The sequence below is a fragment of the Roseateles chitinivorans genome (genome assembly GCF_050632235.1).
Taxonomy (GTDB): domain Bacteria; phylum Pseudomonadota; class Gammaproteobacteria; order Burkholderiales; family Burkholderiaceae_C; genus Roseateles; species Roseateles chitinivorans_A.
The window spans coordinates 3,987,416-4,000,535 of record NZ_CP192584.1 but is presented as its reverse complement, the minus strand read 5'-3'; the positions used below and the strand labels follow the sequence as shown (position 1 = coordinate 4,000,535).

Annotated in this window: 7 protein-coding genes and 1 pseudogene; 4 read left to right on the top strand and 4 right to left on the bottom strand. The window is 68.0% G+C overall.

Annotation, left to right across the window (positions count from 1 at the left end; translation table 11 throughout):
- Positions 1–9: 9 nt before the first annotated feature.
- Positions 10–2,310 (top strand): TonB-dependent siderophore receptor, encoded by a 2,301-nt coding sequence (locus ACQ859_RS18310; RefSeq protein ID WP_431262121.1) that lies wholly within the window; start codon positions 10–12, stop codon positions 2,308–2,310.
- A gap of 90 nt (positions 2,311–2,400) precedes the next feature.
- Here ACQ859_RS18310 and ACQ859_RS18305 read toward each other — a convergent pair whose 3' ends face one another.
- Both ACQ859_RS18305 and ACQ859_RS18300 read right to left on the bottom strand, forming a co-directional pair.
- A complete protein-coding gene (locus tag ACQ859_RS18305) occupies positions 2,401–3,051 on the bottom strand; it encodes a lysozyme inhibitor LprI family protein (RefSeq protein WP_431262120.1) in 651 nt (216 codons plus the stop codon).
- A gap of 179 nt (positions 3,052–3,230) precedes the next feature.
- Positions 3,231–3,707: a GNAT family N-acetyltransferase gene (locus tag ACQ859_RS18300; protein WP_431262119.1), complete on the bottom strand. Its 477-nt coding sequence runs from the start codon at positions 3,705–3,707 to the stop codon at positions 3,231–3,233.
- Between the two features lie 213 nt (positions 3,708–3,920).
- Here ACQ859_RS18300 and ACQ859_RS18295 point away from each other — a divergent pair, with 213 nt between their 5' ends.
- The gene (locus ACQ859_RS18295) at positions 3,921–4,421 is read left to right on the top strand and encodes a GNAT family N-acetyltransferase (protein WP_431262118.1); all 501 of its coding nucleotides are present in this window, start codon (positions 3,921–3,923) and stop codon (positions 4,419–4,421) included.
- A 7-nt stretch (positions 4,422–4,428) separates the two neighbouring features.
- On the opposite strand, the gene ACQ859_RS18290 is transcribed toward ACQ859_RS18295, so the two are convergent.
- Positions 4,429–4,950, bottom strand: a complete 522-nt coding sequence (locus ACQ859_RS18290; RefSeq protein WP_431262117.1) for a hypothetical protein — start codon at positions 4,948–4,950, stop codon at positions 4,429–4,431.
- 444 nt (positions 4,951–5,394) lie between these two features.
- Between ACQ859_RS18290 and ACQ859_RS18285 the strand changes: the two genes are divergently transcribed.
- A complete protein-coding gene (locus ACQ859_RS18285; protein WP_431262116.1) occupies positions 5,395–5,538 on the top strand; it encodes a hypothetical protein in 144 nt (47 codons plus the stop codon).
- A 40-nt stretch (positions 5,539–5,578) separates the two neighbouring features.
- Positions 5,579–6,457 carry a hypothetical protein gene (locus ACQ859_RS18280; RefSeq protein WP_431262115.1) on the top strand — a complete coding sequence of 293 codons (879 nt, stop codon included), beginning with the start codon at positions 5,579–5,581 and terminating at the stop codon, positions 6,455–6,457.
- 16 nt (positions 6,458–6,473) lie between these two features.
- Here ACQ859_RS18280 and ACQ859_RS18275 read toward each other — a convergent pair.
- Positions 6,474–13,118: pseudogene (locus tag ACQ859_RS18275) on the bottom strand (amino acid adenylation domain-containing protein); the annotation flags it as partial.
- Between the last annotated feature and the right edge of the window lie 2 nt (positions 13,119–13,120).

Genomic DNA, 13,120 nt, shown 5'->3' with positions numbered 1-13,120 from the left:
GATCGCGCCATGTCCCCGTTCACGTCGTCCCCGTCGTTCCTGTCCCCGTCGTCCCCCGTGCGGCCCCGCCCCCGCCTGCTCTCGCTGGCCCTGGCGTCCGCCTTCGGCACCGCCGCGCTGGCTGGCGCCTCGCCCGCGTGGGCGCAGGCCGCCGCCGAAGCGCCCGCCGATCAGGCCGTCGCGGCCGCCGCGGCTCCGGGGTCCGCGGCTTCGGGCGCCGCGGGATCCGCGCTGCCCACCGTGTCCGTGAGCGGCCGGTCCGCGCCGACCGAGGGCACCGGCTCGTACACGGCGCGCAGCACCGGCGCGGGCACGCGCATGCCGCTGTCGCCGCGCGAGACGCCGCAGTCGCTGACGGTCATCGGTCGCCAGCAGATGGACGAGCAGAACCTGGACACGCTCAACGAGGTGATGCGCCAGACGCCCGGCATCGTCGTCAATCGCCGCGACGAACGCGTCGACTTCACCTCGCGCGGCTTCTCGATGAGCCAGATGGTCGACGGCATCCCGACGCTGGCCTTCAACAACGTCTCGGCCGAGGCCAGCATGACCAGCATGGCCATGTACGACCGCGTCGAGGTCATCCGCGGCCCCGCCGGACTGCTCAACGGCGTCGGTCAGCCGGGTGGCTCGATCAACCTGGTGCGCAAGCGTCCGACCAGGGACTTCGAAGGCAGCGTCACCGTCGGCGCCGGCAACTGGAGCCGCTATCTGACGCAGGCCGATGTCGGCGGCAGCCTGACCGCCGGCGACGGCGTGCGTGGCCGCGTGGTCGCGTCCTACTCGGGCGGCGACACCTTCATCGACAACAAGAGCCGCAAGGACAGCCTGCTGTACGCGATCGTCGAGACCGACCTCGGCGCCCGCACCGTGCTGGCCGGCGGCTTCGAATACCAGAAGAACGATATCGATGGGGCCAACTTCGGCAACATCCCGCCGTACTACGGCAACGGCACGCGCCTCGTCGTGCCGCGCTCGTATTCGTTCAGCACGCCGTGGAGCGTGTGGAACATGGAGACCAAGCGCGCCTTCGTGAACCTGCAGCATGAATTCGACAACGGCTGGCAGGTGAAGGCCGAGGTGGCGCAGGTGAAGAACGACCGCGAGCGCTACAGCGGCGACCTGCAGAGCACGCTGCCGACCTTCCCGATCAACGCCGCGACCAACATCGGCGTGGTCTCGCTGAGCGACAACCCGGCCAACGGCACGAACAAGTCGGTGGACGTGTATGCGTCGGGACCGTTCCAGCTGTTCGGCCGCACGCACCAGGCGGTGATCGGTTTCAACGTCAACAAGCTGGAGACGGAGATCGCCAACAACAGCGCGCTCAACACCGGCACGCGGCTGGACCGCCGTCCGGGTGCGGTCTTCGATCTCGGCGCGATCGCCAAGCCGGACTTCCAGTACCCGCGCCTGCGCCAGTACGGCGAGACCGAGGAACGCGCGATCTACGCCTCCACGCGCCTGCAGGCCACCGACGGCCTGTCGCTGGTGATCGGCTCGCGCGCGACCTGGTACGAGAACAAAGCCTACCAGCGCTCGTGGGCGGGCACGGCCAACGGCGCGCGCGTGGACGTCGCGCCGGTGAAGGAGGACGGCGTGTTCACGCCCTACGCCGGCGTGGTCTACGACCTGACGCCGGCGGTCTCGGTCTACGGCAGCTTCACGCAGATCTTCCAGCCCAACACCTCCAAGGACGTGAACGGCAACGTGATCGATCCGCAGCGCGGCAGCAACGTCGAGTTCGGCGTGAAGAGCGAGCACTTCGGCGGGCGTCTCACGACCGCCGCCGCGGTCTACCGCACCAAGCAGGACCATGTGCCGGTGGCGACCGGCACGCTGCAGCCGGACGGCTCGCCGGCCTTCCGGGGCGAGCGCGGCACGGTGACCGAGGGCTTCGAGTTCAGCGTCGCCGGCGAGGTGCTGACCGGCTGGCAGGTGCAGACCGGCTATGCCTACGGCACGCCGCGCAAGGCGGACGGCTCGGCGCTGTCGCCGCACCTGGCCACGCGCACCTTCAACCTGGCGACCAGCTACCGCCTGCCGGGCGTGCTCAACAAGCTGACCGTTGGCGGCAATGTGAGCTACCAGAACCACACGTCGATGGACATCATCTCCAAGCCGGCTCTGACGCAGGGCGGCTACACGCTGCTGGGCCTGCTGGCGCGCTACGACGTGACGCGGCAGCTGACGCTGTCGCTCAACGTGGAGAACGTGACCGACAAGACCTACGTCTGGATGAGCGGGCAGTCGGGGTACATGTTCGGGACGCCGCGCAGCACGTGGGTGCGGGCGAACTACAAGTTCTGACTTCGTGCTCGGATCACTGCGTTGCAGCGGAAGCGGCCGGACGGGAGCCGGCCAGATGGACCGCTCCCTGCAATGGCGGTGGTGGGGGCCTCAATCAGCCTTGATCGCCTTGATCCGTTGCTCCGTCTCACTGACGTCGCAACCCAGCGCCCAACCGACCTGCCAGTTGCCGCCATCACCTTCGCGATTGCCATAGAGCTCGCACTTCGCGGCGCGATAGACGCGCCAGGTCTTTGCCTCCTTGACGGCGAGTGCGCGCATGCCTTCCGGGTCGTGCGCATTCTTGGAGATCTCGTCGATGTGCTGGCGTTCGACGGCGTCGAGCTCCTTCTCTGCCACCCAGAGCTGGTGGCTCAGACAGCTGATCTGCGTGTGCGTCGCGCCCGCGAACGGCGCGTCCGGAGCGCAGGCGAGCTGGGAGAGGCGCAGGTGATACTGGTTCTCGACGCAGGCGGCGCTCGTGCAGGCATTGCGTTTGGCGAGCCACGCGCGCTGGGCCACACGCCTCGGATCGTTGGCCGCAACGTCGTCGCCCGGCGCGTAGTAGATGCCCAACTCGTCGTCCATGTCCGACAGCTTGCTATCGCCGCAGATCATCTTCTCGATCCTGGTTCCGGCCTTCTTGCAGTCGAAGCTGGCGGCGTGGGCCGACGAATACAGCCCCGTCACGAGCAGCATGGCGAAACCCACCATGCGCATGCCGCTCATTCGGTACCAAGGGGTGACGATGGTCTTCTTCATTCTTTCCTCCGGACAAAACGCGGCGGAGGGTAAAACACGGACCGTTAAGAGGCCGTCAGGATGTGGCCTCGGACATGAAACCGCTCGATCCCGACGGCCGATGTCTGCTTCCAGCGACGCAAGCCGCTGCCCCGAGCGGAGTGCCGTCCTGCGGCGGATCCGTCCTGCACGAGCGGGCCCTACGCCGTCGCTGCATGCAGATGGTTCGGGTCATTGACGATGAACTCACGCAGGTCCGGATACTCCTGCGACAGGAGCTCCCGCACCGACGAGAAAGGCAGGCGCTCGAAGGCGCGCTCCCAAAAGCGCAGCGCCTTCCCATCGTCGCGGAACACGCAGATCAGCCACGGATGGTCCGAGGCCATCACCGTCTGGCGGATGACTTCCGAGGCGATGCCCAGGCCACGATATTTGGGCAGCACGTACAGATCGGCGAACTCCTTGATCGTCCGTTCCTCCAATTGCTGAAGGCCGATGAGGAGCAGTCCCGCGACATGTCCGTCGTGATGGATGAGGTAACCCCATTGCGAGGCATCGGGGTCGCCCAGGCGGCCAAGAAAACCGGCCAGCGAGTTGAACCGACCGGTGGCATCGATGTCTTCGCGAGACCAGAACGATGACTCCAGCTCGTAGAACTGCCAGAGGTTGTCGAGCAACTGGGCGTCCGCGGGCGCGACTGATGTCAGGGTGACAAGTGAATTCATCCGCGATCTTGTACCTCACCGTGACACGATGGGACCGCGGAGAGCAATGTTCCATTCGGGTTCGTCGATTCCGCGGGTGCCGCTTCGCGGAATTCGATCACCGCCCCATCATCAGGGATGACGTCGAGAACCTAGCATGAAGGTCCACTTACCGGCCGGACTCGCATGCAGATTCGCTTCTATCAGCAGGACGACTTCAATTCGCTGCTGGACCTGCTCGTCGACATGAGCATCCACTACAACGGCACGAATGCCTCAGCTCGAGAGGTCATCGCTCAGCACCTGAAGGATCGGATACTCGGACCAGACTCGGACGTGCGGCTGGTCGTCGCGGAAGCCTCAGGCGTCGTAATGGGCATGGCCGCCATCTCCCTGCTCTATCCGGCACCGAAGGAGCGCGGGCAGCTGTTCATGAAGGAGCTCTACGTCCACGGCGCCCATCGCGGGATGAACGTCGGCGAGCATCTGATGCGGTGGATCGCCCGCCTGGCCGTGGAGAAGAACTGCATGCGTTTCGATTGGACCGTGGATGCGGACAACACCGGTGCGTTGAGCTTCTACCAGCGGCTGCAGGCGGAGCACGTGTCGAGCAAGCTCTACTTCCGTCTCTCGGGTGCCTCGCTCGACGACTTGGCCCAGGACCCCGTCGCGACACCCGTACCGTGACACCAGCCTACTGCTGATTGCAGCGTCCTTCCCGCCACGCCCGCGTATCCGGCCGCACCGGCACCAGCCGACGATCACCCCCTTGCCCCGCCAGGCAGAACTTGGCCACGTACCCCTTGGTGGGATCCGAGGAATCGGAAGGGCTGACGTTCAAGGCCACGTCATAGACGATGCCGTTTGCCAATTCACCCGCCGTTGCCGGCCGGGAACCCTCCGACTGCTGGCCATACGCGAAGCAGCCGGGGCCCAGTAGCGGAACAGCTTTGCCAGGTTCGAACACCAACCGCCACACGTCGATGACGGGCCGGACTGATGCGTCCGAGACCGAGATCGAAGACAGCCGCACATTCGGATCCCGCTTCGCGTCCTTGGCAGACAAGGTGAAGCACGGCACACCATCCTGCAAACGAACCTCCGCATCCCCAAGGCGCGACATCGCCCGGCCTTCGTTCAGGGACAGGCTGAGCGTGACGCCTACGACGGCCTTAAGGCAGATGGGCCCGATCAGAGGGGTTTTTGAAAAAGTCACTGAGGATCTCCTCGAACAGCGCCAGATCGTTGCCGTTCTTCTGATACTGGACCATCACGTCCGGTTTCAAGTACTTGAGCGCGTAGTAGTCGGCGAGCAGGTTGCCCTTCGCCTCCCCGGCTCAAGCTAGGATGAGACATGAGCCTTCCGTTCGTCGACCCGGCTGGACGTCCACACATCAAGTGCCTGAAGTGTCGGGCCATCGTCGTCTGGCCAGCAGACCTTCTCCCGGAAGACGCCAACCATCTCTGTGCGCTGGCCCGTCGGGACCGCCTGGAGGCGTCGACATACGCCGAGACCGTCCTTGGCCTTGAACCGAGGGCAGCCAAGGCCTTGGCTCTGCACGTCTCCGAGAGCGACCACTGTCACAAGTGCGGTCGCGAAGTGCCAGCAGGCGAATCGCTGTGCCTGTGCCGCTCTGCCAACGTCAACTGGTAGCCTGCCGTGAGCCCCGCTGCCCTCATCGGCCACGGCTGCGCCCTCGTGCTGTTGCTCCTGGCGCTCGTCATCGGCAAGCCGGTGCTGTGCGCTGTCGCGCTGGCCATTGAAGTCGGCCACGCCGCCTTGAGCGGGACGACCAAACAGTGAGGCGCGACCTTCGCATCGGAGACGCGATGAAAGAGATTCCGTGACCGACACCGCCCTGACACTTCCCGAACGATTCGATTTCGGACGATCCGCACGCTGGTTTTTCCTGATCTCGCCATGGCTGCTCATGGGGATGGCGGTGTTCTTCGGCACCATGCTCTTTCACGCGGACGATGGCAAGTCGGGCGGCGCGTTCCTGCTGGTCTTCTCGGGCGTCGGCGTCCTCGGCGCCACGGCAGGTGCGTGGTACGCCTGGCAGGTCGTCCGCAACCTGGATGAGTCGGCCATCTCTGTCGACGACCAGGGGCTGTGGCCGACGATCAGGAACAGGCAGGACGCCCTGGTGCCCTGGCACTCGATCGTCGGCCTGCGGGAACGCGAGATCTTGCAGCGCATCGACGCGCTCGACGCCACCGGCAAGACCGTCGCCAGGCTGGAGTACCAGCTGAAGGACTTCGATCGCCTGCGGGCCATCGTGCTGCAGCGGGCCATACTGCGCGGACCGGCGACTTCGACCGACACCTACGTGCGGCCGTGGTGGCACCACCTCGCCGCCTTCGGGTTCATGCTCGGTGTCTTGGTTCTTGGCGGATATCTGGGCCAGACCCGGCCATTCGTCGGCTACGTCGCGATGACCTGCTTCGCCGCGGTGATCGCATGGGAGTACGGGACCTCGCCGTTCCACCTGCGCATCACGCCGGAGGCTCTTGAGATCCGCTTTCCGGGGCGCCGGCGGCGTGTTGCGCGCGAGCAGGTCTCCGCCATCGGGATCCGCGATATCGCGATGAGCCATCACAAGCTTCCGCAGGTGGTGCTGACCCTGGCAGGGGGCGAGAACCCTGTGAGGCTCAAGTCGCTTGGCGTGCAGGCCGTGGCGTTGCATCAGGTGCTTCAGGCCTGGCATCGCGGCCAGGCCTGACCCTCGCCCGCCTCCTTCATGCCGGACTACGCCTCGCCGTGGCGCAGTGCTCGATCAACTCGACCAGTTGCGCCCGGAACCCCTGCGCCAGCGCCTCCATCGTCTCAGGCCTGAACATCCGCTCGCTGTAGGACCAGTGCATCGTCATCACGCCGTCCATCACCTGGCCGATCACCTCGATCCAGTTCGGCAGCGGGCCGTTCTCGTCACGGGCCATGCCGCCGGAATCGCGGGCGCGGGTGAAGCCGGTGCCCTCCTTCAAGGTCTGGTCGAACTGCCCCAGGTAGTTGAACGCGATACCGGGCCGGACCGCCGCCAGCGCGTCCCGCACCGCCGCGTCGGCATGCAGGTAGCGCAGCGCGCCGAAACCGACCCCGCGATTCGGCACCGCGCGCAGGTGCGCCGACACCGCCGGGATCGCCTCCGCCCACGGCCGGCCGTGCCCTGAGAGTCGCACCGGATAGGCGCTCGTGAACCAGCCCACCGTGCGGCTCAGGTCGATGTCCGCGGCATCGCCTTCGCGGCCATGGCCCTCGAGGAGCACCAGCGCCTCCGGATGCCCGCTCCACGCCGACAGCGTGCGGGCGAGCGCCGTCAGCAGCAACGCGTCGATGCCGCTGCCGTAGGCTGCGGGTGCGACGCGCAGCAGCTGCTGTGTCAACGCCGCATCGAGCGTCATCGAGGCCGAGCGCCGGTCCTTGATCCAGCCAGGCGCTTGCGGGTCATCGCGCGGCAGGTCCGGGATCGCGGCGAGCTCATGCTGCCAGTGCGGAAGTTCGGCGGCCAGAGCCTCGGAACCCGCCCAGCGTTGCAGATGCTCCGCCCAGGCCTTGAACGGCGCGCTGCGCGCCGGCAGTGCCGGCTCCGTGCCTGCCGCCAGCGCCAGGTAGAGCGTCTGAAGGTCTTCCAGCAGCACGCGCCAGGACACGCCGTCGATCGTCAGGTGATGCACGGCGATCAGCAATCGCGCACTGCCATCGGCATGCCGCAGATGCAACATCCGCCACAGCGGCCCCTGTGCGAGATCCAAGCTGCGCTGCGCGAGGTCGGCCTCGCGGCGGATGTCCTCCGGACCCGCCACATCGCGCGTCCATAGCACCTCGACGGCGTCCGCGACAGCGGCATCCTCATAGCGCTGCGTCCAGGCGCCCTGCCCGTCCTGCTGGAATCGCAGGCGCAGCCCCTCGTGGTGTCGGGCGAGCAGCGCGATCACGCGCCGCAGGCGGTCATCGTCCAGCCAGGCCGGGGCCTGCAGCATCACCGACTGGTTGTAGTGGTGGCGCGCGGGGATGGGCTCTTCGAAGAACCAGCGCTGGATCGGGGTCAGCGGGACGAGGCCCTCCGCTTGCACGACGTCCGTGCGCGCCGATGCAACCGCGGTGGACGAAGCGGATCCGGTCGCCGAGGCCGTTGCAGCCGCCACGGCGACGGCGGCGCTCAGCCCTTCGATCGTCTGGTGCCGGATCAGGTCCCGCAGCCGCAGCTCGAAACCGAGCTTGGCGTTGCGCACCCGCGAGATCACCTGCAGGCTCAGGATCGAATCGCCGCCCAACTCGAAGAAGTTGTCGCCGATGCCGACCTGCTCGACGCCCAGAACCTCCTGCCAGATCGCCGCCAGCCGACGCTCGACCTCGTTGCGCGGCGCGCGATGGTCGCCCTCGCCGCTCGTGGCCGGATCCGGCAGCGCGGCGCGGTCCAGCTTGCCGCTGATGAGTCGCGGCAGCTTCGGCAGCACGACGAGGTGAGCCGGCGCCATGTGCTCGGGCAGCGTCTCGGCGACGCGTTGGCGGATGCGCGTCAGCAGCGACGCCTCGACGACGTCCGGCAAGGCGACGACATAGGCAACCAGCTGCTTGCCCGACGCGCTCTCGCGCGCCACGACCGCAGCCTCGAGAACGCCTGGTACCTCGGCCAGGCAGGTCTCGATCTCGCCGAGCTCGATGCGGAAGCCGCGGATCTTCACCTGGTGGTCGGCGCGACCGATGTACTCGATGTTGCCGTCCGCCATCCAGCGGACCAGGTCGCCGGTGCGGTACAGCCGGCCGCCCGCCGCATCGAACGGATCGGCCACGAAACGCTGCGCCGTCAGCCCGGCGCGGCCCAGGTAGCCGCGCGCCAAGCCGTAGCCGCCGATGTAGAGCTCGCCGACGACGCCGGCCGGCACCGGCTGCAGATCAGTGTCGAGCACGTGGATCGCGCGGTCGCCCACCGGCCGGCCGATCGGCGCATAGGCGCAGTCGAAGCCTTCGGTCGCCGCGGACTTCCAGATCAGCGGCGTGATCACGCACTCGGTCGGGCCGTAGCCGTTGATCATCGTGCGCGGGCGCAGGTGGCGGCAGACCTTGTCGTACGCCGCCTTGGGCATCGCCTCGCCGCCGAAGACGTAGAGCTCCACCGGCGGCGCGTCGCCGCGCATGCCGGCCCAATCGGCGATCTGGCCGAGGTAGGCCGGCGGGAAGGCGGCGTTGGTGACCTCGTAGCGATACAGCGCCTCGCTGGTCTGCTCGGCGGTCCAGAGCTCGTTGTCGCGCAGCGCCAGACCCGCGCCGATGCACAGCGGCGTCAGCCAGCGCTCGTGTGCGCCGTCGAACGAGAACGACATGAAATGCAGCTCGCAGGACGCCGCGGTCATGCCGTAGATCTCCGCCGTGGCCAGGCAATGCATCGCCAACGGACCGTGCGTCACCGCCACGCCCTTGGGCAGGCCGGTGGAGCCGGAGGTGTAGATCACGTAGGCCAGATGGTCGGGATGGTCCGGCAGGTCGAGGTCGGCGGACTCCACGACGTCCGCGGGGGCAGCGAGGTCCGTTGCGCCATCGGCGTCGACCGTGGAGTCGACGCCGGAGGAACGATCGCGCACCGCCTCCATCGTCACCACGGCCAGACCCTCGACCACAGGCAGCCGGGCCTGCAGCGCACGCTGCGTGAGCAGCAGCGACGCGCCGCTGTCCTGCAGCATGAACGCCAGCCGGTCGGCCGGGTAAGCCGGGTCCAGCGGCATGTAGGCCGCACCGGCCTTGAGGACCGCAAGCAGTCCGACGATGCTATCCAGCGAGCGCTCCAGCGCCACGCCGACGCGCGCGTCCCGCTGGACGCCGAGGCGGACGAGATGGCGTGCCAGCCGGTTGGCGCGGGCGTTCAGCTGCGCGTAGCTGAGTTCGTCGTCGCCGAACAGCAGCGCGATCGCGTCGCCGCGTTCGGCGGCCTGGCGTTCGATCAGACGGTGCACGGGGACTGGCCGCGGCTCTGCGGGCCCGTCGCCGCGGCCCAGCGCGCGGAGGTCCGCCATGGCCGGTTCCGTCATCCACGGGAGCTCACCCAGCGGCGCGGATGCATCGGCGCTCATGCAGGCAAGCAGCTGCGCCATCTCGCTGCGCAGGGTCTCGACGAAGGCGTCGTCGAAGTCGCGGCGGCTGTAGCAGTACTCGATGACGAGCCGGTCGCCCGCGACGACCTGCAGGTCCATCGCGTAACCGGTCAGGCCTTCACCGCCGATCTCCGCGAACTCCAGGCCGTACTGGCTCAGTTGCCGCAGCGCGCGGTCGATCGGCGCGTTCTCGAACACGATGATGCTGTCGAACAGCGGCCGGCCGGACGATCCCGCCCAGCGCTGCACGTCCGCCAGCGCGGCGTGCTCGTGGTCGCGCAGCTGGAGGTTGGTGTCCTGGACCGCGCGCAGGTAGTCGCCGACGCGCTGGCCGGCGTCCCAACGCACGGGCACCGGCACCGTGTTGATGAACAGGCCCAGCATCTCCTCGGCACCGGGCAGCGAGGCCGGACGGCCGGCCACCGTCGCGCCGAAGACGACACGGTCGCGCCCCGTGTGCCGATGCAGCAGCACGGCCCAGGCCGCCTGCACCAGCGTGTTGACGGTCACGCGCTCGCGCTGCGCGAAGGCCTGCAGCGACGCGGTCTCGTCGATGTCGAAGCGCGTGTAACGCTTCTCGAAGCCGGAACGGCCCGGCGCGGCGCGGGTCGACTCGGCCAGCAGCGTGGGTCCGTCCAGCTGCGCCAGGGCCGAGGTCCAGAACGCTTCCGGCGTGCCGACGTCCTGACGCTGCAGCCAGCGCACGAAGTCGCCGTAACGCGGCGGCGCCTCGGGCAACGCCTCGCCGGCGTAGCAGCGCAGCCACTCGGCCATCAGGCGCGAGTCGCTCCAGCCGTCCGACAGCAGGTGGTGACGCGTCCACACGAGTTGATGGCGATCGTCGTCGAGCTGGATCACAGCGACGCGTGACAGCGGCGGACGGAGCCAGTCGATCGGGCGCACGAGCTCGGCGCGGGCGAAGTCGGCGATGCGACGGGTCATCTCGGCCGGGTCGGCCGGGTCGGCCGGATCGACGGAAGCGATCGGATGGGTGGAACCGGCTGCCTTGCGCCAGTCGAGCCGTTCCATCACCGCCGGCGCGTCGCGCAGCACCAGCTGCAGCGGACGCGCCATGCCGGGCTGCCAGAGCACCACGGTGCGCAGCATCGCGTGGCGCGCGATCATCACGCGCCAGGCGGCTTCTAGGCGGTCGGGATCCAGGTGGCGGACCTCGACGTTGAGCTGGTTCACGTAGAGCCCGGAATCCGGCGCCTCCACCGAGTGCAGCAGCATCCCTTCCTGCGTCGGGACCAGCGGGTAGACGTCCTCGATCGTCGAGGCGTCGATGCCGAGCGCGGCGACGGCCGCGTCGTCGAGGAAATCGTTCAGATGGCCACGCACGACCGCCGGGTTGGCGGCGTCCGGCGATGCCACCGGCTCCGCGAGCCGTTCGGCGACCGCGCCCAGGCGGGCGATGGTCTGCAGCTCGAAGAGCTGACGCGGCGTCAGCAGCCAGCCCACGCGGCGCAGTCGGGAAATGATCTGCAGGCTCAGGATGGAGTCGCCGCCGACCTCGAAGAAGTTGTCATGACGGCCCACGCGCGTCGCGTTCAACACGTCCGCCCAGATGGTGGCGATGGCGGCCTCGACCTCGCCTTGCGGCGCTTCGTAATCGACGGTGGATGCGACCTCCGGCTGCGGCAGCGCCTTGCGGTCGACCTTGCCGCTGGGATTCAGCGGCAGCGTATCCAGCACGACGATGACGGCGGGGACCATGTACTCCGGCAACGTGCGAGCCAGCGCCTCGCGCAGGAGAGCCACATCAACGGAGCTGCCGATGGCGTCGTCGCTCGCCCGGTCCTGGTCGCCTTCAACACGTTCAGTGCGTTCATTGCCTTGCGATGCGCCGATCGCGGCGTGCGCCGACACGTACGCGACGAGCCGGGCACCCGTCGATCCCTGCTGCGCCACGACAACGGCCTCGCGGATGCCGGACTGCGCCAGCAGCTGCGCCTCGATCTCGCCGAGCTCGATGCGGAAGCCGCGGATCTTCACCTGGTGGTCGATGCGGCCGAGGTAGTCGAGTTGCCCTTCGGCATTCCAGCGCACCAGATCGCCGGTGCGATAGAGCCGGCTGCCGGCCGACGAGGACGCAGCACCTGTTCCGTCGACGCCAGCGGGTCCGTCCGAGGCCATTGGATTTGCGACGAAACGCTCGGAGGTCAGTCCGGCGCGACCGTGATAGCCGCGGGCCAGTCCGACACCGCCGAGGTAGAGCTCTCCCGGAACCCCGGGCGGGACGGGATTGAGGTCGCTGTCCAGCACCCAGGTCGAGATGCCGGCGATCGGCGCGCCGATCGGCACCTGACTGCGGCCATCGTCACGGCAGGTCCAGTGCGTGACGTCGATGGCGGCTTCTGTCGGACCATACAGGTTGTGGAGCCCTGCGTTCGGGAGTCGCCGGAACACGGCGGCCTGGGCTTCCGCTGGCAGTGCTTCACCGCTGCACACGATGCGGCGCAGCGAGGTGCAGACCTCGACACCGTCGTGCGCCAGGAAGGCCTGCAGCATCGACGGCACGAAGTGGATCGTCGTGACCTGATGCGTTTCGATGAGCGACACCAGGCGTGCGGGATCGCGATGATCGCCGGGCGCGGCGATGGCCAGACGAGCGCCTTCGGCCAGCGCCCAGAACAGTTCCCACACCGACACGTCGAAACTCAGCGGCGTCTTCTGGAGCACCGTGTCCGACGCGCTCAAGGCGTAGGCCGCCTGCATCCACGCCAGACGGTTGTGCAGCGCCATGTGGCGGTTGGCCGCGCCCTTCGGACGTCCGGTCGAACCGGACGTGTAGATCACGTAGGCGAGGTTCTCGCCGTGCACCGCCACCTCAGGGTTGTCGGACGTGGCGTCAGACGGCGAGTCGACGTTCCGATCCGATAGACCCGATCGACCCGCGCGCTTCATCGCTTGGATCGCTTGGATCGTGTCGATGTCGACGAACCTGCGCCCTTCCCCGCCAGGCAGCCGGTCGCGCAGAGGGGACTGCGTCAGCACCAGCGTCACGCCGCTGTCCTCGAGCATGTAGGCCAGTCGATCGGCGGGAAGCTCCGGATCGAGCGGCACGTAGGCGCCACCGGCCTTCAGGATCGCCAGAACGCCGACCATCATGTCGAGCGAACGCTCGACCGCAAGCCCCACGCGCGCATCGGGCCGGACGCCCAGAGCGATCAGGTGATGCGCCAGGCGGTTCGCCTGGACATTGAGCTCGCCGCGCGTCGGCGACGTGTCGCCGAACACCAGTGCCGGCGCATCGGGATCGATCGCTGCCTGGCGTTCGATGAGGCGATGCATCG

Coding starts and splice junctions, on each gene's coding strand:
- ACQ859_RS18295 (WP_431262118.1), top strand. CDS start 3,921: ATGCAGATTCGCTTCTATCAGCAGGACGACTTCAATTCGCTGCTGGAC.
- ACQ859_RS18310 (WP_431262121.1), top strand. CDS start 10: ATGTCCCCGTTCACGTCGTCCCCGTCGTTCCTGTCCCCGTCGTCCCCC.
- ACQ859_RS18305 (WP_431262120.1), bottom strand. CDS start 3,051: ATGAAGAAGACCATCGTCACCCCTTGGTACCGAATGAGCGGCATGCGC.